The organism is Chryseosolibacter histidinae, assembly GCF_018598225.1.
GTDB classification, from domain to species: Bacteria; Bacteroidota; Bacteroidia; order Cytophagales; family Cyclobacteriaceae; genus Chryseosolibacter; species Chryseosolibacter histidini.
On the sequence record NZ_JAHESF010000009.1, the window covers coordinates 41,176 to 65,429 of the forward strand.

The window sequence follows — 24,254 nt, forward strand, 5'->3', positions numbered from 1 at the left end:
GTTGTTATCTACACGAGATCGACTGAGAATAATTTCTTTTGAAAAGAGGGTATTTTAACCACCACTGCATACGTCACGATCACGAGCAAATTCAAAGGCTTCTGGAACAGCGCATCCTGCGTAAAGTGCGCCACTGACAACGCCAGGAACGGCACGATATACGTGAGGGTGAGTGTTTTAAGCAATGGATCATTGAGCGCGAAGTAGTTTTTAATTCCTTTGAGCATCACCATAAAAAAGAATACCTGAAAAATGATCAGTCCGATCCATCCCATCTCCAGCGCTGTGAGCAGGTAACCACTGTCAGGGTCCCAGCCTCCTGCCAGGTAATGACCGGGAGAGTACTTAACACCGTTCTGTCCGGTAGTAGCGAGGCCTCCACCGATGGGATGCGTACGCACGTACTCCTGAAGGCGCACGCGTTTGTTATCGCGCACCGCCATGGAAGCATCGTCTGACGGATTGAAGGTAGACCTGATCCTGTTGATGGTGCCTCCGTAAAAAGGCCCCACCAATACGATAGTGCCGACAAAAACCAGACCGGCCGCAGCAATGATGGTCTTCCGGTTCTGAAGAGTCATCACAATAAAAAATGCAATACCGACCGCCACCATGGCCATGGCGGTGCGCGTACCGGAGTACGACATGGATATGAACATGATCGCCGACAGAATGCCCAGGCCGAAACGATAAAGACCTTTAAATGGTCCCATGGCCAGCACCGCGCACGCAAGGCAGCTGAAGGCCATGAACAACCCGAACGCCGAAGGGTCTGACAGCATGGAGAACTTGCGCAGCTTACCCCAGATGAGATAGAGGTCGAGCCTGCCCGGGCTGGCGTACATCCATTCCCATTCAAAATCCGTCAGTCCAAAGATCTCCTGATAAATGCCATAGAAACCAACGATGGAGGCCATGATGATCCACGTGATGGTGAAACGCGTCAGATCCCTGACCGTGGCGAAAAGCTGGAAGCAGACCACGTACAGCAGAAAAGAAATATTGTTGCGCAGGGCAATCACCCAGGCTATGTGCGATACAGCATTGGGATTGAAGAACTGCAGCAGCTGATACGCCGTGATGATCACAAAGGCGATGGTGACGGGATTTTTAAACAGGGTCCAGTCGCGTTTATCTTTATTATGAATAAAAAGGGCGATGAAGACCAGTGCCGCGAGCGCATCGTACACAACCCCCAGGGGAATGGGAATGTGAATGACACGGTCGATGTAAAACATGAACATGCCCATGCCGAAAAGGAAATAGAAGCCGATCCGGTAATCTTTCAGGATGGCGCCCAGCAAAAAGATGCCGCTGATGGCCACCAGTGTCAACGGGCCTGCGATGGTGCCTTTGGTCACGATGAGGTAAGCAATGCCTACCGAGAGCAAGAGCAACAGGGTAAATATGATGAATAGCGGATACCTGCCTGTTCTGTTCAAATACATCTGGAACCGTTATTATTTTATGAAGAGTATCTTTAAAAAGATCACCATGTAAATGGCGAGGACAAATAGTATGGCGAGGGCTTTATTCAATCCCATGAAAGGTTTGCTGCCGTTCTCTTCGTCCTGCGTCTCGCGTTCGTCCGTCATGTTTCAAAAATTCTACAGTAAGATCTATAAAATGGTGTGCCCTCGCTTCCCAGTTATTGGAGGCTGAGAACATCATTCGCTGGATGCGGCTGTTTTCCGTATCCTGGTCAATGGCTTTCTGCACCTGGCGTGCAAACTCGTCGGGGCTGCCGGCGATCCATGCCACTTCGCTGAAACCCTGGATGTCTTCAGAAAAGCCGGTGGTCACCACGGGGCGCCCTGCCGAAAGGTATTCGTTGATCTTGAGGGGGTAGATGCTTTTGGTGAGCTCGTTACACAAAAAGGGAATAATGCAGCAATGGCAGTGCTGAAGGTATGCCGGCAGCTCCTCCACGGGTTTACCTCCCGTAAAAACCACGTTGGGTAATTTTTCAAGCTCGGATGCGCCATGGTCAACCCGCGTCTTCGGACCGATCATCAGCAGCACTTTGTCACTGTGCACGTTGGCCACTTTTGTCAGCAGCTCATAATCCAGGCGCTGGCAGATATTGCCTGCATAACAAATTATTTTTTTGCCTTCGGGCAGGCGGCTGATCTCCGGTGGGCTCGGCAGGTTCTCGCGCATGGCCCGTTGAAAAAGCGTGGTGTTGGCCGCATTGGGCAACAGAAATACGCGCTCTGAAAACGCCGACTTCATACGCCTGAGCTCCGCGGAAGTGCAAATGGTAAAGTCAGCCGCGGCGATCGCCTCCTGCTCCAGCCTCGGGCCGTGTTTCTGCATGTAAGGGGCCTGGCTGATGTCATCCACACACTGGTATACCGTGAGCAATGGCGGCATGGAAAGTGAAAGACGCCGGCCAAATAAAGGATTGAAAGCGTTGATGAAAATGTATTGCCTGATGGCAAATGTGTGCAGCAGCTTGTTCAGTGACCGGGAAAGCGCTGCGTCGTTCAGGCGGCTTAAAGTCTCATACAAACTGCCGTCGGAAAGCCAGTTCACGGGCAAGGTGATGGGTGGCGTCACTGCGTACAGCTCGGGGTATGCCTTGTCGGGGATGGAAAAAAAGTCATCGCCTTTCAGCAGCGCGTTCCGTCTCCGCTTCAGCTCCGGCGCATGTCTTTTTTCGAGGTACTCCCGGAGGGTAACGGGATTGTCAACAAAAAATACCCTTGTATGCCGCGAGAGCTCTTTGGCGAGAGAGAACGCAGTAGAAGCGTAAGGCCCGTCCCAGCGCGCCAACGCGAGCATGATAATATCATAATCGGGAGACCGCATCACGCGAACTTTACGATCCGCTTCCGGAAAATATCCCAGCCCACCCGGTACCATTCCGTGATGCCTTCAAATACCTTGAAGGTATTGATGCCGTACATTTTGTAGAGGATGATCTGGTTCAGGATGAAAACAACGATGTAAGAGAGCAACGTGCCGTATGCCGAGCCGATGAGCCCAAACCATTGTAAGAAAAAGAAATTGAAGATCACATTGAGCACGGCTACCAGCACCAGCAGGTAAAAATTGATCTTGGGTTTTTTCAGGCCGTCCATGATCATGCCGAATTGCCTGTTAAAAGGAATGATCAGTGAATAAAAGACCGTAACCCGCAGAATAGGCGCAGAGTCAATGTATTCGGCACCGAATACCAGCGTGATAATGGTGTCAGAGAAGAGGAACAACGGTATCACCATGGGTGCCATGGCCGCCAGGATGAGGCTTACCGATTTGTAATAGATATCCCGAACACCCGCCACGCCCTGCTCTTTCATTTTCTGGGGTACACGTGGAAAGATCATGTTGGCAATGGTGAGCGTAGGCACTTCGATGAGGTTGGAGATCCGGAGGGCGGGGTTATAGACCGCTACCCCGGCTGTGGAAATGAGACGCCCGATCATCCAGCTGTCGGTGTTCTTCATGAACATCGAGCTGATGTTGGTTCCGAACGTATACTTGCCGAAGTGGAAAAGCTCATGGAACGTTTTCCAGTCAACATTGGAGAAGATCCTGGCCAGGTCCTTCACATAAAAATAGGCCACGACAGCGCCGATGAAAGTGGCAACGATCTGCACAACGGCCAGCTCCACCAGGGTAAGATGATGGCTGCCAAAATAAACGATCATCACGTAGATCGCCGGCAGGGCCAGCCTCAGGAAATTGCTGATGAAGATCGCCTTGAAATTGGACTTGGCCGTTTGTAAATATTCAAAATGCAGGAAGGGTATAAAGATAATGGTGTTCAGGGCATAGAGCGAGAACAGCTTGTCGAGGCCGGGCGCATCCCAGAACCGGCTCAGCGGTACCGCGCTCACCAGCAGCAGAACAGAGATGATACCTGCCAGCATGCAGTGCAGCACCAGTGACGTGGTGATCACGGCGTCTTTCTCGTGCTCGTCTGCGCTGACCAGGTGTGTGATGAAGGGGTTCCTGATAAATCCGTGTCGCACCATCTCCAGGATGGCGGTAACGCTGGTGAACAACACCCAGATGCCGATCTCGGCTTTCGGGATCATCCGCACCATAAAGAAGATATTCAAAAAACCAAAAAACAAAACAGAGAGCCTGTTCATCAGGGAGTAGGCCCCCTGTGAAAGCCAGTGCGAGTATGCAAATGAAGCCAATGTCTAACCTTTAATGATGGACGATATTTTTTTCAAAAAATCAGCACATCTTTTATGATCTGTGCTGAAGCAGCATCATGAAATTATCATACCCGGCAAAACTTGAAACCGGCTGCAATCGATAGAATACACCATTGCACGATTTGTCGCCCGGTTGGGACTGTACCTGTATAATTGTGAGGCCAGCTTTAGATGAGGAATTATATAACCAAAGTTGGTTGCCGGTTGCCGGTTACCAGTTGCCGGTTAGAGTCGTGTAACTTTTACGGTTGTGCTTCAATTCTACCATTGACAAGAAACCAGTTAGCTTTCAAACACCACACTGAACCGGCTATCCGGCAACTGGCAACCGGCAACCAATCACTGGCTCGTTATTTTAAAACACGCATTGTGAAGATTTGTATTACTAACCTGCAGCAGACATGACCAGCAGTGGACCGATCATAATTGTAGACGACGACACAGACGACCACTTCATCTTCAAGGAGGTGACAACAAGGCTCAACGTGCCAAATGAAGTGCTGTTCTTCCGCAATGGGAATGAAGTGCTCCCCTACCTCCGCACTACAACACAAAAACCGTTTATTATTTTCTGCGACCTGAACATGCCTCAGATGGATGGCCTCGAGCTGCGAAAGACGATCCAGTCTGAAGAGTACCTGCGGTCGAAAAGTATCCCCTTTGTTTTTTTTACCACCGGCGCCAGTCTTCACCAGGTACGCCAGGCATACGACCTCACCGTACAAGGTTTCTTCATCAAGGAAGCAAGCTTCGCCGAGACGGAGCGGACCTTTAAGCTAATCCTGGATTATTGGGATAAGTGCTTGCATCCGAACACAGTGAAGTAAGTTTAAAATTTGAAGTTTAAAGTTTAAAGTTGGGATCCCTCAACTTTAAACCTGAAACTTGAAACCTGAAACTTAAACCCGGAGGTCTTTCGACTCAACCCGGTTGAGCACGGCTCCTCCGAACTTCTTGCCCAGTGATTTGAAATACTGGATGGATTCGCGGTCGAACTGCCTGATGGCTGACTCGGCTGAGAAGACGGCCACCACTTTGTCGGCGTATTTCACCAGCTCTTTGGTGTCGGAATATTCATTCAGCGCGGCACCTTCCAGCAGCACGTAGTCAAAGCTATCGGCAAGCACCGTAATGAGGTTGCCGAAATCACGGCCCGAAAGGATCTCGGCCGGAGACTCGTGACCACCACCCGAGTTGCCTACGATGTAAATGTTCTTGTACTTGGTAGGGTTGATCAGGTCGTAGTGGCTTTCGTGCTCAAACTCCTGCTCGCGCTTCTGTTGTTGTCCCTCCGCGCTCATGAGCAACTTGCTCTTGCGGCTATCGAGCACCTTCAGGTCGCCCTGGTTGCGGCCCAGGATCTGCGAGAGCGAGTTGTTCTTAAAATTGGTATCGATGATCAGCACACGTTTGTCGATGAGGCTGAGCACGTAGGCCAGCGAGAACATGATAAACGTTTTACCATCGCGCTTGCGGGGACTTGTAAACAGGAAGACCCTGCCGGTAAGCGATTCGATTTCGTGGCGAAATTTCCTCAACAGCGACTTGAACAGCTCTGTCTCGGGGCTACCGTTCTGCTGATTGAAATACGTTCTGATGTTAAAGTTGCGGCTATCGATACGGTTGATGACACCCGCCAGCGGAAGTCCGATCATACGTTTGAACCGGTCTGGTGTGCGGATGGAACCATCCAGCAGCTCGAGCGTAATGATCACGAAGATACACATGCCCATGCTGGTGAAGGCGGCCAGACCGATGATGAGCCACCGTGTTGACCCCTCGGGACTTGCCGGCGGTACAGCCCTCAGCACCTGGCGCAAAGTGTTGGAAGCCGCCATCCGGTTCTTGGCGTTGTTGTACTTCTCCATGGCCTGGGTATATTCGTTGGTAGCCAGCTCCACTTCTTTCTGAATGGCCGCCAGCCTCGCTTCCTTCGAAGCAGAACCAGACACGCTGTATTCCAGGTTCCGGATCTTTGAATCGATCAGGGCCAGGTTAGACCGCTCCACTTCGTATTCGATCTCGGCATCCTTCAATTTTATTTGCAGATCGGCCACGGTGTATCCCTGCGGAAGGCTTGCTCCCTGGCGGCTGGAATTGTCCTGCTGGATGCGCAGCTCCTCACGCAGCATGTTGAGAGAGTCCAGCTGCCGCTGATTGGTAGAGCCACCTGTGATGTAACGTTCGTTGAGCCTGTTGATCTTGTTTCGCAGGTCCAGGATCCGCTGATTGTTGTTGGTCACTACAGGCGCCCCGATGCGTTTGATATCTTCGTTGATCCGCTGCATGGTGAGCTGCAGCCGGTGAATGTTGCTTTTAATTATGTCGCGCTGCGATTCAAGCCCCGTGAGCTGGCTCAGCCGGATGCTGCCTTCGCCCTCGGCATAAACCCCACTGCTCGACCGGAAAGCCTTCTGCGTCTCCAGCCTGCTGTCGAGCTCTGCCTTCTTGTTATCAGCCAGCTGCTTCAGGAACTCAACGGACTCGCCACTGCGCTCGGTCTTCAGCGACTGATGATAACGCATAAACTCCTCACAGAAGGCATTCACAGCCAATGCCGAAAGACCTGGCTTCTCCGAGCTGTACTCCACTTCAATGTAGTCCGTATTGGGGATCCGCTCGATGACGAGCTTTTCTTTCACAACATTGTAGCTGTACTGATATCCTTCCAGGAACTTGCGGATCATGTCGAACTCCGGGTCGGATGCCGCCAGCGGAGAAAGACTGTCAAGCTTGCGTTTAACCATACCCCTGACCAGCTCGATCTCCTTGGGTGTGGTGGTGAACAATTGAGGATCAGGACGGTGAAAAGGGATCTCTTTGGGATCGAGGTCGTGCAGCAGCAAGCGGTATGACATCAGGTTCATGGACAGGCCTGACTTCATCGAGTTCATCAGGTTGCTGAACTTGACGTCGGCATCGCGCATGTTGAATTTTTCTTCGGTGATCTGCACCTGGTCATTGAGGGTGAAGCCCGTGGCGATCTGTGCTGTCGAAATATAAGTATCCGTCATGTCCATCGTGAACAGGTACGCTGCAAAAGCGGCAATTAATGGTACCGAAATAATGATCCATGATTTTCTCCACAATACCTTCGCTAATACTAAGAGATCCATTTTGATATGTTTGTTTACTGATTTATCTGAATTTTAAATTTTTCACGCCATTAATGAATATTCTAAAATATTGAGCCGGGGATATAACGGCTTTCCCCTGCTTTCCGAATACCCATCGGAAGGGACTGTTAAGGATCACCTTTACAGCCACCAATGAAAGGGTATAGATGCCAATGAACCACCCCGCCTGGTACAATAAAATCGCGAGCCAGCTGATCTCAGAAGGATCGTTAATGGTGAGCGCGTTTTTTACTGAAGGCAACAAGGGAAGAACAGCATAGTTGATAACTTTCAGGAAGATGGGATGGATCAGGTACAGCGGATAGGTCTCATCGCGCGGATTCATAAAACCGAACCTGACATTGATCCCGATCTTGCTCAGCAGCATGAACACCGCGAAGCAATAAAGAATGTTGGTCACCTTCAGTGAGCTGTCTACCACCGTGGCGGCTGTTTCCAGGAGATAGAAGGTCTCATAAAAATTCACCCCGAGCGTTATCAGCACCGCGGCGATCAGCTTCCACCAGGGTGTGCCATCGATCAGCCTCCAGAAGCCCTCCTCGTATTTCTTGAGGTTGGCGCCCAGCCACAAAAAGAAAGTGAAACCAACAAAAGCGGTGGTGTGATGGGGCGTGAACCACTCCAGGTGAACGTTGATGGCGTACACCATGGTGCAGCAAAAAAGCACCACGCCCAGCCAGGGCTCGTAAAGGTATTTTCTGAGCAAGAGCAGAAGCATCACGCTGATGAAGTAATTGAATATGAACCAGTAGCTCGTGAAGAAGAGGATGCCGAGCAGCTTACCTGCCACGAAGGCCGGGAGCTCTGTCAACGACGTGATCTTCTGCTCCCCGAAAAAAGCCCCCGCCATGTCGAGCATGAGGTAGAGGAAAACAAAGAGCACATAAGGTTTGAAAATATTTTTCACCCTCTTATTAAGGTATTCCTTTGAAGAATAACGCTCCAGGGCGGATGACAAGAGAAAACCCGACACCAGGAAGAAGGATATGGAGCCGATCTTGGCCATCACTTTCAAAAAGAAAAAGGTGATAACGGAGGGCGCATCCGAGATGAGCACTGCTTTTTCAACAATGAAGCTGTGTTGAAAAATGATGGCACACATGGCCACAAACCTGATAAAATCCGCAAAATGATAGGATCTTTCTTCTGTAAATGTTGTCATAGGGGTAAAGCCTTTAGCGGGTATAATAAAAGAATGCCATGCCCACCCGCACGCTGACCAGCGCTCCTGGTAATCGGGGAAGCGGCGAGGTACAAGTTTTTTAGGGTGAACCGGGTATTGGCCTGTATCGTCAACCCAGGTTTATTTTTTAAAACCCGTACTGTGAGAATTTTAGGAATTTCCGCCTTCTATCATGATTCAGCTGCTGCACTGATCGAGAACGGCGAGATCATTGCCGCAGCCCAGGAAGAACGTTTTACCCGCAAAAAGCATGACCCCGGTTTTCCCGCCAATGCTGTAAAGTTCTGCCTCGAGTATTCGGGCACAACACTCAGTCAGCTCGATGCCATTGTCTTTTATGACAAACCTTTGCTGAAGTTCGAGCGGCTGCTCGAGACCTACTACGCCTTTGTTCCCAGGGGCCTCTCCTCTTTTATCACCGCCATACCCGTGTGGCTGAAGGAGAAAATGTTCCTGAAACGGCTGCTGCTGGAGGAGCTCGAAAAAATAGAACCATTCGACAGGTCGAAGGCCAGGCTGCTTTTTCCGGAGCACCACCTCTCGCACGCCGCGAGCGCGTTTTACCCCTCACCTTTCGAAGAGGCCGCCATCCTCACCATCGACGGTGTGGGCGAATGGGCCACGGCCTCCATCTGTCATGGAAAAGGAAAGGATATCAGCATCCTCAAAGAGCTCAAGTTCCCGCATTCGCTGGGACTCTTGTACTCTGCATTCACTTACTTCCTGGGCTTCAAGGTAAACTCCGGGGAGTACAAGCTCATGGGACTCGCACCTTATGGCGTGCCGGGAAGTGAGCAGGTGAAAAAATACGTAGACATCATCAAGACCCGGCTTGTCGATATCAAGGACGACGGCTCTGTGTGGCTCAACCAGGAATTTTTCAATTATGCCACCGGGCTCACCATGGTGCAGGAAGATAAATGGGAAAAGCTCTTCGGTTTCAAGGCCCGCAAGCCTGAGGATGAGCTTCAGCCGCACCATTGCAACCTCGGGCTTGCCATTCAGGAGATCACAGAAGAAGCAGTGCTGCTCATGGCCCGCGAAGCCAAACGTCTCACGCAGGCCGACTACCTCTGCATGGCCGGAGGTGTGGCCCTCAACTGTGTAGCCAATGGCAAGGTCTACAACGCCAGGATCTTCAAAGACATTTTTATTCAGCCGGCCGCCGGCGATGCAGGTGGAGCCCTGGGCGCGGCACAGGCTGCCTATCATATCTACTTCGAAAAAGAACGTGTCAAACCTTCGGCCCTTGACGGGATGAAGGGCTCTTACCTGGGCCCCGAATATTCTGATGCAGATGTGCAGCGCGTTGTGAAGAAATACGGTGCAGTCTGCAAACACTTCTACAATTCTAACGATCTGTGCAAGGAAGTCGCCAACAGGCTTTCGGAAGGTAACGTGGTGGGATGGATGCAGGGACGGATGGAGTTCGGGCCCCGTGCGCTGGGAGGCCGCAGCATTCTTGGCGACCCACGCAACAAAGACATGCAGAAGAAGCTCAATGTGAAGATAAAATTCCGCGAATCGTTCAGGCCCTTCGCCCCTTCGGTATTGGCGGAAGAATGCGGGCAGTACTTTGAACACGACTCGGCTTCACCCTACATGCTGCTGGTTCAACCCGTATCGATGCAGCGCCGGAAGCCACTGCCCGACGGCTATCACTCTTTCCCGCTGAAAGAGAAGCTTTATCATTTGCGCTCAGACATGCCGGCCATCACCCATATCGATTTTTCAGCACGCATTCAAACCGTGCATGCGGAAACCAATCCCAGGTACTATGAGCTGGTACAGGAATTTAAAAAGCTTACCGGATACGGCGTGATCGTGAACACCAGCTTCAACGTACGCGGTGAGCCCATCATCTGCACACCGGAAGATGCATACCGCTGCTTCATGCGCACGGAGATGGACTACCTCGTGGTCGGAAATTTTGTATTCGAAAAAAAGCAGCAGCCCGCATGGCAGGAAAAAGATAACTGGAAAGAAGAGTTCACGCTCGACTAGGCACGAAAATTAACTACGAACTATCAATACAATCAACCTATGGAGTTTGTCAAAGATCTTTACACATTTCTGAAAGAGAGAAAGAAGTGGTGGCTTACCCCCATCATCCTGCTGCTGATCTTCGTCGGCGTGCTCATCGTGATCGGTGGCGGATCGGCCGTTGCGCCTTTTATCTATACATTATTCTAAACCATCAGCCGTGCAGCAGCAAGACCGATACAAGACCATCCTTGTCATTGTCACAGGCCTGCTGGCCATTGCAATGATCTTCCGGTTATCGTGGCTCATGTATGTGGCGTTGGGCATCGGGCTGGCCTCGGTGTTTATTCCGGCGGCCGCGAGAGGCATTGAGTGGGCCTGGCTCAAGCTGGCCATGGCACTCGGATGGGTCAATTCGCGCGTGCTGCTCAGCGTCATCTATTTTGTTTTTCTGCTGCCGCTGGCGTGGCTGTCGCGACTGTTCGTGAAAGACCCGCTCGTTCTCAGAAAACGCAATACATCATCACTGTTCGTTACACGCAATCACTTATATACAAAGAAAGACCTCGAAAACATCTGGTAAAATGAAAGTGCAGACCGCCGACAATAACAAAAACACCATCATGGGCAGCATGCTCGTCAATGACATCACCGCCAAAAGCGCGATCTCCAGTCCAATGCAGTCCATCGCCAAACTGATCAGGGTCCGGCACTGGGTCAAGAACCTGTTCCTCTTCATCCCTTCGTTCTTCGCCGGGCATCTCTTCAAAACACAAGAACTGCTGATGGTGCTGCTGGGAGCGCTGGCATTCAGCTTTGTAGCTTCGGCCGTTTACGTGCTCAACGACTACCGCGACCGTGATGTAGACAGGCTTCACCCTGAAAAGAAATTCAGGCCACTTGCTTCGGGCGAAGTGAAAACCCATACAGCCTGGGTGCTGATGGCGTTGCTGCTGGGTTCCGGCTTCTGGCTGGCGGCTTCGCTGAACACCACGTTCCTCTACCTGCTGCTGGGATACTTCGCGCTCAACCTCGCATATTCGTTCGGGCTTAAACATATTCCCATCCTTGACCTGTTCATCGTTTCGCTCGGTTTTCTCATCCGCATTTACAGCGGTGGCGTGATCGCAGACCTGCCCATCACCCATTGGCTCTCGCTGATGGTGCTGCTGCTGGCGCTGTTCCTCATCCTTGCCAAAAGAAGAGACGACATCCTCATCAACGGCAAACACAAAAACGGCTTCGTGATCCGCAAGTCTACGAAGAAGTATAACCTTGTATACATCAACTCCTGCATCACCCTGCTCTCGGCGGTGATGATCGTGGCGTATATCATGTATACCGTTTCCCCCGAAGTGACAGAGCGTTTCCAAAGCGACTACCTGTTCGTAACAACCGTGTTTGTGATCGCCGGCATCATGCGTTACCTGCAGATCGTCTTCGTGGAGAAAAAGAGCGGCTCCCCCACCAATATTTTTATCAAAGACAAATTTATTCTGACCACCATCGCAGGATGGATCCTGAGCTTTTATATCATCATTTATGCGCTGTAGCAAAAAAAGCTGCAAGCCGATAGCTTCCGGCAGCGAGTGGAGACTCGTAATTTCTGGTAGCTCAAGGCTCGCAACCCACAGCTCCTAATTCGATAGAATAAACTATGACAAGAAAACTTGCCCTCTTCGACTTCGACGGCACCATCACCACCAAAGACACGCTGGTGGAGTTCCTCATGTTCTACAAGGGGCGGCTGCGTTTCTTCTGGGGCATGTTTGTACTCTCTCCCGTGCTGGCGCTGTACGTGCTCAAGCTGATCCCGAACTGGAAAGGTAAGCAGATCTGCCTGCGGTATTTTTTGGGTGGCGAAAAGCTCGAAGATTTTACGATCCGTTGTAAAGAATTTTCAGAAAGGCTGCTGCCGCGACTCATCCGCCCCCAGGCGCTGGAAGCCATCAACGCTTATAAACGCGAGGGTACACAGGTAGCCGTAGTAACCGCTTCGGCAGAGAACTGGGTGCAGCCGTGGTGTGAAAAACAGGGACTGATCTGCGTGGGCACACAGCTGGAAGTTGAGAACAACAAGATCACCGGAAACCTCTGCGGGGCCAATTGTTACGGGCCCGAAAAAGTGAAACGGATCCAGCAACAATTCACGCTCACAGACTTCAAAGAGATCGTTGCTTACGGCGACTCCTCCGGCGATCGCGAAATGTTCACCATCGCTCACCGGCATCACTACAAACCTTTCAGATCAGCGCAACCCGTAGCCAGGGGCATAAACGCTGTCAATCGCGGCTGACCCTCCCATTCCTGGATTGCTTCATTCCCATTTTTAAAAAGCTTACCGCCCTTTTTGAGGGTTTTTAACGGCTTTCGATCTGGCAATGCTTCGAAATCAACATAAACAGGCCGGTGGTATAGATGTTGCAATATGGCTGCTTAATAGCAACAACCTGTTTTATGGACACCGTCCCACCGCAACATTAACATCTCAGGCGTACTGCCCGTGCGCTCTTTTGCACGGCCATACGATCTGATCGTGATCAAGTCTTCCCGATAGTTTTATCAATTAACAACAATGATCTATGAAAATGGATTTAAGAAATATTTTTGGCTTGTTCCAACACGGAAACGTATCTGCTAAAAGCCATATCAAAAACCTGATCGAAGTGGCTTCCGCCGATGGTGAGTTCAACGAGCAGGAGTTTTATCTGCTGAAAGAGATTGCCAGGAGAAACAATATCTCCGACAAACAACTGGAAGAGATCCGCTGCCATCCCGAAGCCATTGTCTTTATATGCCCTACGGATGACCGCGAAAAATTTTATCAGCTATACGACCTTGTTCACATGATGACGGTAGACGATTTCATTCACCCGGAAGAAATACTGCTTTGTAGTGTTTTCGCTACCAGATTCGGATATCCCAACGCGCTGGTGAACGAAATCATAACAACGATCCAGCTCAACATTGAAAATGGAAGCGGATATGACGAAGCTATGAAGCGCGTCTACTTTATCATGGGGCGATAAAACATCGCCCCTCTTTTTACATCTTATTGTAGATCTCTTTCTCCATGCAGGCCGCCCCTGTGTCAGTATCCTGCCTTGTCAGCGTTAGCTTATTCCCGTCTGCTGAAACAGTATATAACGTGGTGAACGGGGTGCTGTAATAATTGTCGTCCAACACCAACTGGTTCTGGGCAATAACGTAAGTGCCGGGGTGCGTGGCCGTTGAATAGTGGATATTGACCTTACCATCGGCCAGGAATTCAAGGTCACGGCAGCGAACGGTTGACGGACATTGGGTCAGTTTATTTTTAGTGGCATCTGTGCAGCTGGAGATCTCATGCGACACCATGCCGTACCTTCCCGATAACGAGGGTGTACCTTTGTCATCGTCGCTGCAGGATTGAAAAAATGCCAGGGCGATCAGGCCCCCTGTCAGTAGTTTTCTTTTCATACTTTCTGTTATGAACTTTGGTAACGTTGTTAAAACTATTTCACCCTGTTTCCGCTCCAGTCTGTGACATTGGGCTGATGGAGCTCATGCCATTTTTTAATAAATGAGTCAATATTTGTCAGATCCTTTTCTATCAGGTCACCCAGCTCTTCTGCTCTTTTTTTCAATCCGCTCTCCGAATTGAAGGATTTCAATTTGTGCTCCACGAAGTTGAATAACGGCATTCCTTTGAAATCATCAACCCGCAGACGCATCCTGGTCAAACTGTTGGGAGGCAGGTCGTACTTTAGTCCATCGACACCTTTTAGCTGTTCCGGTGAGGCCACTTGCGGACGCAGCTCAAAAATATTCAAATAGATCTGGATCCACCGGTCACCCCGCGCAATGATGGTTTCAACTATTTCAAGCCGTGTGTTTTGAGACAGCCTGCACATTTGATAAGTAAATCCGCCGATATCATCTTTACCAAACCAGGCAGTAGAGAACGGTGATTTCCTGAATCCATTTTTTTCGAGGGCAGGGATTCCTTTTTCACGGAATATTTTATTCCTGACCTCCAGAAGTTTATCGTCCGATACTTTAAAAAATAGTCCCATGGTTTAATGTTCTTGATTTCTTTGAGCTGCAACACCGCCTCCGGCACCTACAGTAGCTGCTTTCGCGGCATTGCCAAGCTGCTGACTTGTGGTTCTGTCAACGATCAAACCTCCGGGCGTGGTAACATTACCAGCTGCTCTAACCTGATTGGGGGTTAGCCCGGCCGTATTGAATTTACTTTCCACTGTCAGGCGTCTGCCTGTGAACACATTTCTCATGTTATGATCATAAACAGCTCTTTGCGTTCTTCCTGTGGCGGTGCGGGCTCCCGTGTTGACGATCGCCTTTCCCTGACTCTGATATCCCTTCGCAGCATATTTTACTGCTGTAACCGTTTCGCCTAATTTTCCTTTAGCAGCGTTGGACAGCCTGTCGGTGGCCCCTTTCACCGCGTTGCCCACAACTTTTCCACCGGCTCCGAGAACGGCACCGACCGTGGCATCGACCACAACGTCTTTAACAGTTGTTCCTTTTCCCTGTATCGCGCGGTTTGCTGCACCGCCCACGGCATTGGCAGTTCCGGCAACCGCTGCTGTGGTCACCAGCGAGGCGCCACCTGTAAATCCGGCGGCTCCGCCTGTGATGGCACCCTGCAGTGCGCTTCCACCAACTTTGCCCCAATTTACTTCTTCTCCTTTATAAAGTTGCATTCCCAGCTCCAAACCACCGCCAATGAGCGCGCCGAGGCCTGCACCAATTGCAGCGGTAACGCAGTTCGGACATTTTCCGTCCGGATCATTGTAGGTTACCGGGTTATTCCACCCATAGGCATAGGGAGATTTACCAGACTGCTCAGGATCTTCAGCCAATTCATCAACACTCTCCCATACGCTTGACCTCGGATCATAATACCTCGCTCCATAATAGTACAATCCCGTCTCTTCATCCAGCTCTTTCCCGTTGAACAGGTAGGGTGTGCGGTCAGTGTTGCTGTGCTCCTCCACAAACGTCTCCCCGAACGCGAAGTACTCCAGGTGCTGATACACCTCGCCGCTGACATCCGTCACATAACTTGTGCTGCCCAGGTGATCAGGGTGATAAAAATACTGGAATTTCTCCGGTGTGCTTCCGGTCGTGCTTCCGTTGAGCTGTCCCGGAGGTGTTTTACCACTTTTCCCCGCCGTCAGGATCTGTCCGTCAGCGCTCAGGAATTTGAGGTTCTTCACAATGCCGTCGAATACCTTTTGAGTCTTGCCCATGTAATCCACCTTGCTTCCTCCTGCCTTCAGCGGGCCTTTGCCATTGTTATCCCAGCCACCGCCAAGCTTGCTCACAATGCGTTGCCCCTCGATGTAATAGTGCTTGGTGTAACTTCCGCTTCTCAGCACCAGGTACGGGTTTACATACACCGTGTAGTTGCCCATCTGCCCGGAGCCTGCCTTCCATTCACCATTCACAAACACGCGCTGGCCGGTGCTCTTACCTTTGAGCACACGCTCACCAGATGCATCGTAGACATAGTGATGCTGCGAACCGTTGTCATAAAGCGAACGGATCCTGTTCTCCTCATCCCACATGATATTTCTTCGCTGCCCCGTCTTATCGTGGGTCCAGCCGGTCTGGTTTCCATCCGCATCATACGTATACGTTTGATCGCCAATGTGTACAGGCGCATGAGGTTGCTCGCTGCTGTAAGTGTAGCTCAAGTCGTAAGTTGTTTTCTTCTGCACCACACCCTTACGCTGGTGGTTCTGCGTTTTATGTGTGATACCGCCCACGCTGTTGTATGCCATGCTCAGGGTATAGGTGTGCACATCGTTCGAACCTTTGAAAGATCCTGTGGCTTTCGTAAGCCTGTAGAGCTCATCATATTCGTAGCTGTATTCGCCTGCGCCGCCCATCAGGTTGGGTGATGGCACCGGCGCGCTGTTCTTCAGCCCCAGGATATTATTCATCTTATCGTAGCTGTAGCTATTGTCCATGAACAACCGCTTGGCGGCGGTCTGCGCTGTCAGGTTCTTCAGCCTCCGGCGGTCAGCCTCATAGGTATAGGTTGTCTTCGTGCCGTTTCCGTAAGCCATGAACACACGCTGCTCAAACTTGTCGTAGCCGAGTTGGTTGACGTAGTTATAGGTGGCGTTCTTCTTCTTGCCCGTCATGTTCTTGAGCAGTCCTCCGGCATTGTAGGTGTAGGTCACCACCTCGCCATCGGCATAGGTCATAGACGTAAGCCTGTTCCAGGTATCATATTTCCATTCCGTGGTATAAGTCTGCTCGTCGTGCTGGGGAATCACAACGGTACGGATATTCTTCACCACCTCTCCCAGCGGTCCGTAGAAAAATTCCTGGGCGCCGGATGCGTCTTCCTGAAGCACGATCCTGCCCGCGCGGTTATCCGTTGCACCTGCTTCGCCATAGGTATACTTCACATTGTTCTCAGGGTTCTCAGGATAGATGATCTCCGACTTCCTTTCAAAATCATACGTGTAAAGAATGGCCTGTCCTGACTTTTGAAGGTTGGCGGTGACAAGCTCTTTCATGTTACCGGCGAGGTCGTAGCTGTAAGTGGTAGTGCCCGCATCGGGATGTTTACGGCTTGTTCTTCGTCCCAGGTTATCATAGGTTGAGAACGTTGTATTGCCCATGTCATCTGTGGCTTCGATCTCCTCACCAATGGCGTTGTATTTAAAGCTTGTCCACACCGGTTTGTCAGAAGTATAATTCTTCACGGAGGTTACCCGTTCCTTCACGTCGGTGAACTGCTCGCTCTGTTTGCCGTTGGGGTCGGTGGTCCTGGTGCTGAACTGCTTCCGGCCAAACTTGTCCTGCTCGAAACCATATTGGGTCAACGTCACCGATTTATCAGGCAGGGTAACCTTGGTTGTCCTGCTCAACACATCGTACTCCGTGAGCGTGGGGTCAATGCTGTCGGGATCGCGAATAAAATCGGCGGGCGTTGCAGCAGGTGCCGTTACGGGGTAATACGTCTTCACGGTTCTGCCAAAGGCGTCGAAATAAACACGGCCACTCACTGACATCATTTCCACATCCGCTTTTCCGTCTCCCTGGTAGATGGCGATATCTTTTTTGGTTTGCAGCACACGGCCCAGGCCATCCACAAAAATGGCGGTCTTCAAAGGGTTCTTCGGATCAGAAGGATCGAAGTGCTCCGTGATCGCATAGGGAATAGCGGCATCGATATCGTATGTGAACTTGATGGTATAACCATTTCCCCCCTTCTCATAAGGTCCTGTGATCTTCGCCACCCTTCCACGCTTGTCCAGCTCATACGAGATCTCGTTTCCGTTCATGTCTTTGCTTACCAGTACCTGACCGAAACTGAAATCATAGGTTTCTTCCGAGCTATAGCCATAGCTGTTGCTCACCTTCGTGGGATAAGTGTGCACTTTATCGTCGTACACGTAATCAAAGCTCAGCCGCTGATCTTTATGGTTCTTCGGCCGCGTGATCTTCTGCAGGTTTCCGTACTGGTCATACGCCATGTCATACACCGCCACATCGCTGTCTGACAGATACTGCTTGATCTGCACAATATCGCCTGTATTCGGATCGATGACCGATTCACGTTTCCGGTAGGTGGTGCCTGAGCCGGTTACCGTGATCTTTGCCGGTGTGCTGATCACATACAAATTCTCGAGGTTGTGATAGGTGATGGTAGCCGTGACGTCGTCCTCTGCTCCTTCATCACCAAGCTCGGTGTAGGTTGTTACATCACCGGTCTTGTTATAAGCGTATCTTGTACCGGTGGTCTTGCCGGGATCGGACTGGCCTTCATACGCACTTTCATTGGTCTCTGTCAGTGCAGGGAACGCACTACCTGCATCACTTACCCTTTCCTGTGCCGTAAGGTCATTGCCGTTGAAGATATTCTTCAGCACGTAGACGTTCTCCTTGCCTTCAAACTTGTTGCCGGCGCCGTCTGTCTTCAGCTCGCTCAGCAACAGGCCTTTTGTATAGTAGTTGTCGTTGTTAAAGGTTTGTGTCAGGATGGTGTAAACCGGCTTACTGCCTTTGCCGGTATCGTGGGTGCGGGTGATCACCTTGGCGAAACCGTAGAAGTCGCGCTCATGGCGGTCATGGAAGCCACCTTCATAAGTAAACGTTGTAAGCGTATTGTCCACACCGTCACCGGCAAAGCCGTCGAATACCTGTACGCCATCCATTACCCAAAGGCTGTTGGGCATGGCGTAGGTGTTACCCACACGGGTGTAGGTCATTGTGAAAGCAGCACCTAAAGGTCTGTGTACCGACTTCAGTAAGTTGGTTCGCCCGATGGTGGAGTGTTTTACAACGAGCTGGTTATCCTTTTCCGAGTGCACATAGTCCGGATAGCCATCGCCGTTGATATCCGTGAATTTTGTCAGCTCGCGGCTCACGCCATGGCCTACGCTGGTGCTGGGGTTGATACAGATCCTGATGCCGATCACCGGTATCGGAATACAACCTGTGAACGCTATGTTCGCAGACTCGCTGGTAGACCGGTTCTCGTTGACGTGCGTGGCACCGCTCCATTCCATTGCCGACTGGAAGCCTGCGCCGGTGTTGAGCTTAACTTTTACCGCCTGGTCTTTCGAGAAGAGCAGCTCATCTACAAGACCATCGCCATTGATATCTTCCAGTGTGCCGGTTGTTTCATTTTCCGAACGCGACGCACCTAAACCTGCGTTGATGCTGCCACTGGCGAAGCTGAAACCAACACCGCCGCCGTAGCTTACACTTTTACCACCCTGAATGTGGTTCTCCACGATCGGCCAGTTCTCTTCCGCGCCAAACCTGTATCCCAGGTTCAACGACACTTTTAAATTCTGGCTGCCGGCATCTTCAGGTTTGGGACCTGCATTACCGCTCCTCCTCACTTTGTCAGGGAGACCATCGCCGTTGATGTCAAGCCATGAGAACGGCACTTCACTTTTGCCTTCGCCATAATCGGCGCTGAGCCCGTTACCGGCCGCGGCATTACCCACGCTTACCAACGCCTTCTTGATGTTGGAAGAGGTGGCGCTTGCCTTGGATTCAACCATTGTACCTGAAATTGAAGCGCCTTCGGAGATCGCTTTGGTCATGTGATGATTGCCGTGCCCATGCGGCACCTTGGGCAACAAAACACCCTGCGCATTGGTGAACTGGATAAAGTCTTTCGTGACCACATCGGGGAAGCGGTCGCCGTTCATATCCATAAAATCAGATAACACTTCCGTATCATTGCTGCCGGAATTGTAGCCACCACCGATCGCTTTGTAACCGATACCCAGGCCAAAGGATGAACCTGAAGTTTTGGTCACTTTATCGATGGCAGGGGTCACACCGCCGCCACCGCCATTACCTCCTCCGTGGGACGTAAGCCTTCCTGCAATGTCATCCTCGCCGAGGCGCGAGCTGCTCATCACACTGGCAGTTAATATGGTAAGATTGTCATAACCGATCCAGTTACGGTTCTCACCGGACGGAACCATCATGATGAACATTTCCTTGGCGGGATCGTAGGCGTTGGCGCCTTCAACATCTTCAGGATCCTGGATATCATTCTCCACGTCTACATCACCGGCATTTTTGGCCATGTCACTGATCTTCAAAAGGGCACGATCGATCGGGCGATCGGTGCGATCAGGGTTGCCGTTGTAAGCGAAGTGACCCCAGCCCCGGTAAAAGGGACCGAAGATCGGATCGTCGCTCAGCGCAGAGAACACACCCGCTTTCACCAACTTCTCGGTACCATCGATCATCAGTTTCGCATCGTATTGTGTGATGCGTGTGGCGATCTTCGCGTTGTCGGCATCGTATTCAAAGTACAGGGTATCGCCCTGCTTCACCGTGATCTCGGCAGAAGGCATTGCCGCAGGAAGATCTCCCTTGGTAACCTGGATGCTGGTCTTCCACAGCAGCGTATCTTTTTTCTTGACGGAAAAATGGATCAGGCCATTCAACGTAAGGTTCAGGGGGAAACCTCCGTTGTTGACAGCCAGCGAGGGCGTTACCTTGATCTTCTCAACATCCTCTGTCAGCTTCCACGGCCTGGTAACCGCGTGCAACAAAGGATAGGTATTGAATTCAGGAACAGGATAAAAATTTACCAGCGGCTTGCCGTTCTTATCCAGCACCGTTTTGTTCACAGGATCGTAAGACACCGTATAGTAAATATGCGGCGCCCAGGAGATGGCCGTGAAATCGACATTGGTTGATGAATACACCCTGAGCTGGAAGATATCATCTTTGGCAACGTCTATGTCCATGGCCAGCGCCGAATCCACCTTCACATTCCATTTGTAATTTTTATCAAATACCAGCAGGTCGGGAGAAGAAGCTCTTTTCCTGATCACCTGGAAGCGCACGTCATCGGTGGTAAAAGGTTTTTTGAACGCGCCCACCAGTTTCACTTTTCCCGGTACAGGGGTTGCTATCTCCTGCTGTGCTGATAACAGGAAATCTTTTTCACTCGAAAAACGATAGAGCGGCTTGTGGTTGGCATCGGTCAGCTTAACATCTGCGGTCTTGCCGTCCTCTTCGAGGTATTCGATCACCGGCGACCAACGCACCGAGTCATAAGAGCCATTGTCGATAGATTGCAAACGGAAGAAGATCCGGTCGCCTTTGGTCACCTGTATGTTGTCCAGTCCGCTGAATGCATGCTCCTGATAATCATTTTGATTGATGGTGATGCTGTTGCCGATGTAGCTGTCCTGGTGCTGGATGGTGGCTTTTACACCGTCTGCAGTATTTTCAGAACGTTCGGGATCACCACTGGGCAGTAGCCTGATAGGAGCGGCTATTTTGATCTTGCCGGTGTAAGGCGCCTGCCACATTCTCACCATGTCGTGCAAGGGGTTGGCATTTTTAGCGTTCTCCAGCTCCTGCTGATCAACGCCGGCACCTTCCGCTACACTTCCTCCCCCAGCAATAGGGTTGGGCGTACCACCGCTCGAAGGCTGGAATGAGATCTTTCCTGTGTTAGGGTCCAGGTGATTGAAATAAACCACGCCATTGTTGACCACGTCAGGCAACTGATCACCGTTGGCATCGACAAAATAAACTGACGTTGTAGAGGTGCTCTTGCTCCAGCTCTTACCAATGTTGGCGTTGCCTCCGCCATAACATCCGATAGCCTGTAAGCCCCAGTTCGTGCTCTTGTTCTTTTCTTTCAGGAATGATCCCGCACCGGTCACGGTGATCTCGTCACCGAACGCCATGCTTCCTCCCGAGGCGAACTCGTTGGGCCTGTATTTGAATGTTCCTCCGTCGAGGTACACTTTATCACTCAGCCCGTCGCCATTGATGTCGATCATGGTGAGCATGCCTTCGCTTTTGGAACGGCCTATGCCGAAGTTTCCGCCAACGGTATTACACTTGCTCCACAAAGGGCCTGAGGCTGCACCTACCGTAACCGCGAGGCCCTGGCTGAAATCGCTGGAACGTGTGCCGCTCAGTGCCGAAGCATCGTCGTTGAAGAGATCGAACGAGTTAAGGAAGTTACCGTGTACACCATCGTCTTGCGGATTCCAGTTGTCCGGTATATCCTTTAAGGGCGCAAACGTTCCTCCTGGGGCAACATCGTTGTAATAATCAAAAGTGTGCGTATTGAAATGAGCGCCGGCAGCATCGTATTCGCTGATGCCCGTCAGCAAGGTCTTGTAGAAGTTGGCGCTGGTGCCATCCTTCTGATAGTTCAGCTGATAGTGACGGATGGGTTTGCCCTCGAACTGCACTTCGATCTTCATCAGCAGATCGGCCGTAACCTGCTTAAAGCCGAGGTTGCCGGCGATGGTCACATCTTTTCTCCTGGTAAACGCCGGTGAGGTGATCTCCCGATCTCTTGTGAAGAGCACCTGGTATTTACCGTCAGCTCCGTTGTATTCCGTATAGGTGATCTTGTCGATGTAGAGCTGGTAACCTTTCTCTTCTTCACTGGGATTCGCTGCGGGAGCAAGACCGGTGTCCATGGGTTTAGCATAGTGATATTGAACACCGTTTCCGTTCAGGTCCCTCACTTCGCGCAAAGCCCAGTAGGCGATGTTCCCGCCGTCGCTGGCTTCATTGTCGCGCAGCACGGCATTCTTGTCAAGGCCGCCGTTCCTGGTAGCGCCGTAAAAGAATTTCGTACCGGTTTTGTCGGTCACTTCCCAATAGTAATTCGTGGGATTGGTGCCGTGGCGTTCGATCTTATTGAACGCACCTTCAATGCGGTGATAAAACTGTTTTTTGGCTGCAGTCGATCTTGGCTCCAACGCCCCGCGATGTGCTACAGGCGAAAGCTGATCTCCGTTGAGGGTGTATGTTTCTGTTTCGTTCGCTGGATCATACCGTGGCACACCCCATCGCGTGTCGATGCTGATCGCAGGAATGGAAAGGCTCCAGCCAAGACCCAGCCAGCCATTACCGCTCCTGCTGTTGTAGCTGATGGAGAGCTGCGGCTGTATGCCATTTCTGCCCACGGGAATTTCCAGCGGGTAGCTCAGCGTTGCGGAACCGTTATTGTTCGCTTGTGGTGGAGCGATGAAGTCCACCGATGCCATCGGGTTGGCAGCCTTGATCCCTTTTATCGATGTAGAATTATGCGCTGCCACTTCAGGCGACTCGGGAACCTTGATGATGGCGTTGATATAATCCGTAAAGTGCAGGGTGCGCGATACAACTTCAGGAGATTCCGTCAGCACTGTATCCCGTTTCAGCGGTATCCAGTGATGCGCCTGCTCATCGAAGTAATAGGTCTTGATATCGGCTTCGGTATATCCGTCAGGGATCTTCGCTGCGTCATATGGAACGTGGATGTTTACCGCCTTTCCGAATGTGATGCCGTGGGGAAGGAATCTGAAGCCCGCATGATGTTTTGTAACGTTCACCATGCCGTCGTCAAGCGCAGCAACGTCTACGTCACGTAAGGTAGTAATGCTCAGCAGAGACGAAGTGCCAAGCGCCTTCGCCGGCGTAAGAAGTGATGCGCCATGGAGACTGATGCTGCCTCCCTGGTCTGCATCCAGTAACTTTTCTGTGCGATGGGTCACCGCATCCAGCGCAAACACAAAATCCGCGGTGAGGGGCTCGTCGAAGCTGATGATATGACAAGTAGTGCTTCCGTTAGCATACACGGCTTCGATCTCGGTGGCGCATGACCCGGGCGTGCTCTCCAGGTCGATGAGGCTTTCAAATTCGCCGTTGGATACCCGCGCAGGTTTGCCCGCTACATTGATCCTTACATTGGCGTTACCTGCTCCTGTGATCAGGCCTTTAACATAGGCCTTGCCAAAGTAATAATGACCGGAAGGCTGATTGAAGATGATCTGTATGTCATCGCTGCCGTGTTCTGACGGCGCAACTTCAACGCGCAGGTTCCTGATCCTGTAGCTGTGCTGCGCCTGCTCCGGGGTTGTGAACCGCACAATGTTATCGCCTTGTTTCAGCCACGACGCGTTGATCTGCTCGCGTTGTATTGCCCAGCCACGGCGCTTCTTCACCAGGTATCCACCGGTGGCAAGCTGATCGTTGATGCTGCGCGATACAGACGTATGATCCTGAACACCCTCCAGCTCGTACACCAGGTACAATTTCTCGTTGCCGCACAAGGGCTCATCGATCTGTATGTGGAAGATGTTATCGGCCGGGTTATCCGCAGGTGCTTCCGCAGTAACGCCGATCACACCTTCGTGATTTACGGACGAATAAACTTTGACAGCTGAGCGCGGCGCCGGATTGTCAGCAGCCTTGGAGAGGGCCGTGCAAGCCATGGCCAACAGCACCAGGCTTAAACGGAAGAGAGCGTTTGTCATAGTC

The 24,254-nt window shown here is 51.3% G+C and carries 15 protein-coding genes; 7 read left to right on the plus strand and 8 right to left on the minus strand.

What is annotated here, in order from left to right; genetic code table 11:
* Positions 1–8 precede the first annotated feature (8 nt).
* The 3 genes from KK083_RS11020 to KK083_RS11030 all read right to left on the minus strand — a co-directional run bounded on the left by KK083_RS11020 (position 9) and on the right by KK083_RS11030 (position 4,151).
* Entirely contained in the window at positions 9–1,448 is a 1,440-nt protein-coding gene (locus tag KK083_RS11020) for an O-antigen ligase family protein (protein WP_254163280.1), read from the minus strand.
* A gap of 82 nt (positions 1,449–1,530) precedes the next feature.
* Positions 1,531–2,811 carry a glycosyltransferase gene (locus KK083_RS11025; protein ID WP_254163281.1) on the minus strand — a complete coding sequence of 427 codons (1,281 nt, stop codon included), beginning with the start codon at positions 2,809–2,811 and terminating at the stop codon, positions 1,531–1,533.
* Positions 2,811–4,151: an oligosaccharide flippase family protein gene (locus KK083_RS11030; RefSeq protein WP_254163282.1), complete on the minus strand. Its 1,341-nt coding sequence runs from the start codon at positions 4,149–4,151 to the stop codon at positions 2,811–2,813. Before KK083_RS11030 ends, KK083_RS11025 begins: the two co-directional genes overlap by 1 nt.
* 422 nt (positions 4,152–4,573) lie before the next feature.
* Between KK083_RS11030 and KK083_RS11035 the strand changes: the two genes are divergently transcribed.
* On the plus strand, positions 4,574–4,999 hold the full coding sequence (locus KK083_RS11035) for a response regulator (RefSeq protein ID WP_254163283.1): 426 nt from the start codon (positions 4,574–4,576) through the stop codon (positions 4,997–4,999).
* A 72-nt stretch (positions 5,000–5,071) separates the two neighbouring features.
* Here KK083_RS11035 and KK083_RS11040 read toward each other — a convergent pair whose 3' ends face one another.
* Both KK083_RS11040 and KK083_RS11045 read right to left on the minus strand, forming a co-directional pair.
* On the minus strand, positions 5,072–7,288 hold the full coding sequence (locus KK083_RS11040; RefSeq protein ID WP_254163284.1) for an exopolysaccharide transport family protein: 2,217 nt from the start codon (positions 7,286–7,288) through the stop codon (positions 5,072–5,074).
* Between the two features lie 22 nt (positions 7,289–7,310).
* Positions 7,311–8,471 carry an acyltransferase family protein gene (locus tag KK083_RS11045; protein ID WP_254163285.1) on the minus strand — a complete coding sequence of 387 codons (1,161 nt, stop codon included), beginning with the start codon at positions 8,469–8,471 and terminating at the stop codon, positions 7,311–7,313.
* A gap of 162 nt (positions 8,472–8,633) precedes the next feature.
* On the opposite strand from KK083_RS11045, the gene KK083_RS11050 reads away from it, so the two are divergent.
* The 6 genes from KK083_RS11050 (at position 8,634) to KK083_RS11075 (ending at position 13,504) form a co-directional block, all read left to right on the plus strand.
* Positions 8,634–10,496, plus strand: a complete 1,863-nt coding sequence (locus KK083_RS11050; protein WP_254163286.1) for a carbamoyltransferase family protein — start codon at positions 8,634–8,636, stop codon at positions 10,494–10,496.
* A gap of 39 nt (positions 10,497–10,535) precedes the next feature.
* Positions 10,536–10,685, plus strand: coding sequence for a DUF5989 family protein (locus tag KK083_RS11055; protein ID WP_254163287.1), 150 nt, complete (start codon positions 10,536–10,538; stop codon positions 10,683–10,685).
* A 10-nt stretch (positions 10,686–10,695) separates the two neighbouring features.
* On the plus strand, positions 10,696–11,058 hold the full coding sequence (locus tag KK083_RS11060; protein ID WP_254163288.1) for an SxtJ family membrane protein: 363 nt from the start codon (positions 10,696–10,698) through the stop codon (positions 11,056–11,058).
* 1 nt (position 11,059) lies between these two features.
* Positions 11,060–12,028 carry a UbiA prenyltransferase family protein gene (locus KK083_RS11065; protein WP_254163289.1) on the plus strand — a complete coding sequence of 323 codons (969 nt, stop codon included), beginning with the start codon at positions 11,060–11,062 and terminating at the stop codon, positions 12,026–12,028.
* A 104-nt stretch (positions 12,029–12,132) separates the two neighbouring features.
* Positions 12,133–12,771, plus strand: coding sequence for an HAD-IB family hydrolase (locus KK083_RS11070; protein ID WP_254163290.1), 639 nt, complete (start codon positions 12,133–12,135; stop codon positions 12,769–12,771).
* A gap of 286 nt (positions 12,772–13,057) precedes the next feature.
* Positions 13,058–13,504, plus strand: coding sequence for a tellurite resistance TerB family protein (locus KK083_RS11075; RefSeq protein WP_254163291.1), 447 nt, complete (start codon positions 13,058–13,060; stop codon positions 13,502–13,504).
* 16 nt (positions 13,505–13,520) lie between these two features.
* Here the strand turns inward: KK083_RS11075 and KK083_RS11080 are convergent, their stop codons facing one another.
* The 3 genes from KK083_RS11080 to KK083_RS11090 are packed head-to-tail and all read right to left on the minus strand — an operon-like array spanning position 13,521 to position 24,250.
* Entirely contained in the window at positions 13,521–13,934 is a 414-nt protein-coding gene (locus KK083_RS11080) for a hypothetical protein (protein WP_254163292.1), read from the minus strand.
* Positions 13,935–13,969: 35 nt separating this feature from the next.
* Positions 13,970–14,530, minus strand: a complete 561-nt coding sequence (locus KK083_RS11085; protein ID WP_254163293.1) for a hypothetical protein — start codon at positions 14,528–14,530, stop codon at positions 13,970–13,972.
* Between the two features lie 3 nt (positions 14,531–14,533).
* Positions 14,534–24,250 carry a SpvB/TcaC N-terminal domain-containing protein gene (locus KK083_RS11090; RefSeq protein WP_254163294.1) on the minus strand — a complete coding sequence of 3,239 codons (9,717 nt, stop codon included), beginning with the start codon at positions 24,248–24,250 and terminating at the stop codon, positions 14,534–14,536.
* Positions 24,251–24,254 lie beyond the last annotated feature (4 nt).

Bases quoted from the DNA above. Each gene is read 5' to 3' on its own strand.
- KK083_RS11020 (WP_254163280.1), bottom strand. From the start codon at position 1,448: ATGTATTTGAACAGAACAGGCAGGTATCCGCTATTCATCATATTTACC.
- KK083_RS11025 (WP_254163281.1), bottom strand. From the start codon at position 2,811: ATGCGGTCTCCCGATTATGATATTATCATGCTCGCGTTGGCGCGCTGG.
- KK083_RS11035 (WP_254163283.1), top strand. From the start codon at position 4,574: ATGACCAGCAGTGGACCGATCATAATTGTAGACGACGACACAGACGAC.
- KK083_RS11040 (WP_254163284.1), bottom strand. From the start codon at position 7,288: ATGGATCTCTTAGTATTAGCGAAGGTATTGTGGAGAAAATCATGGATC.
- KK083_RS11045 (WP_254163285.1), bottom strand. From the start codon at position 8,471: ATGACAACATTTACAGAAGAAAGATCCTATCATTTTGCGGATTTTATC.
- KK083_RS11055 (WP_254163287.1), top strand. From the start codon at position 10,536: ATGGAGTTTGTCAAAGATCTTTACACATTTCTGAAAGAGAGAAAGAAG.
- KK083_RS11065 (WP_254163289.1), top strand. From the start codon at position 11,060: ATGAAAGTGCAGACCGCCGACAATAACAAAAACACCATCATGGGCAGC.
- KK083_RS11070 (WP_254163290.1), top strand. From the start codon at position 12,133: ATGACAAGAAAACTTGCCCTCTTCGACTTCGACGGCACCATCACCACC.
- KK083_RS11075 (WP_254163291.1), top strand. From the start codon at position 13,058: ATGAAAATGGATTTAAGAAATATTTTTGGCTTGTTCCAACACGGAAAC.
- KK083_RS11080 (WP_254163292.1), bottom strand. From the start codon at position 13,934: ATGAAAAGAAAACTACTGACAGGGGGCCTGATCGCCCTGGCATTTTTT.
- KK083_RS11085 (WP_254163293.1), bottom strand. From the start codon at position 14,530: ATGGGACTATTTTTTAAAGTATCGGACGATAAACTTCTGGAGGTCAGG.
- KK083_RS11090 (WP_254163294.1), bottom strand. From the start codon at position 24,250: ATGACAAACGCTCTCTTCCGTTTAAGCCTGGTGCTGTTGGCCATGGCT.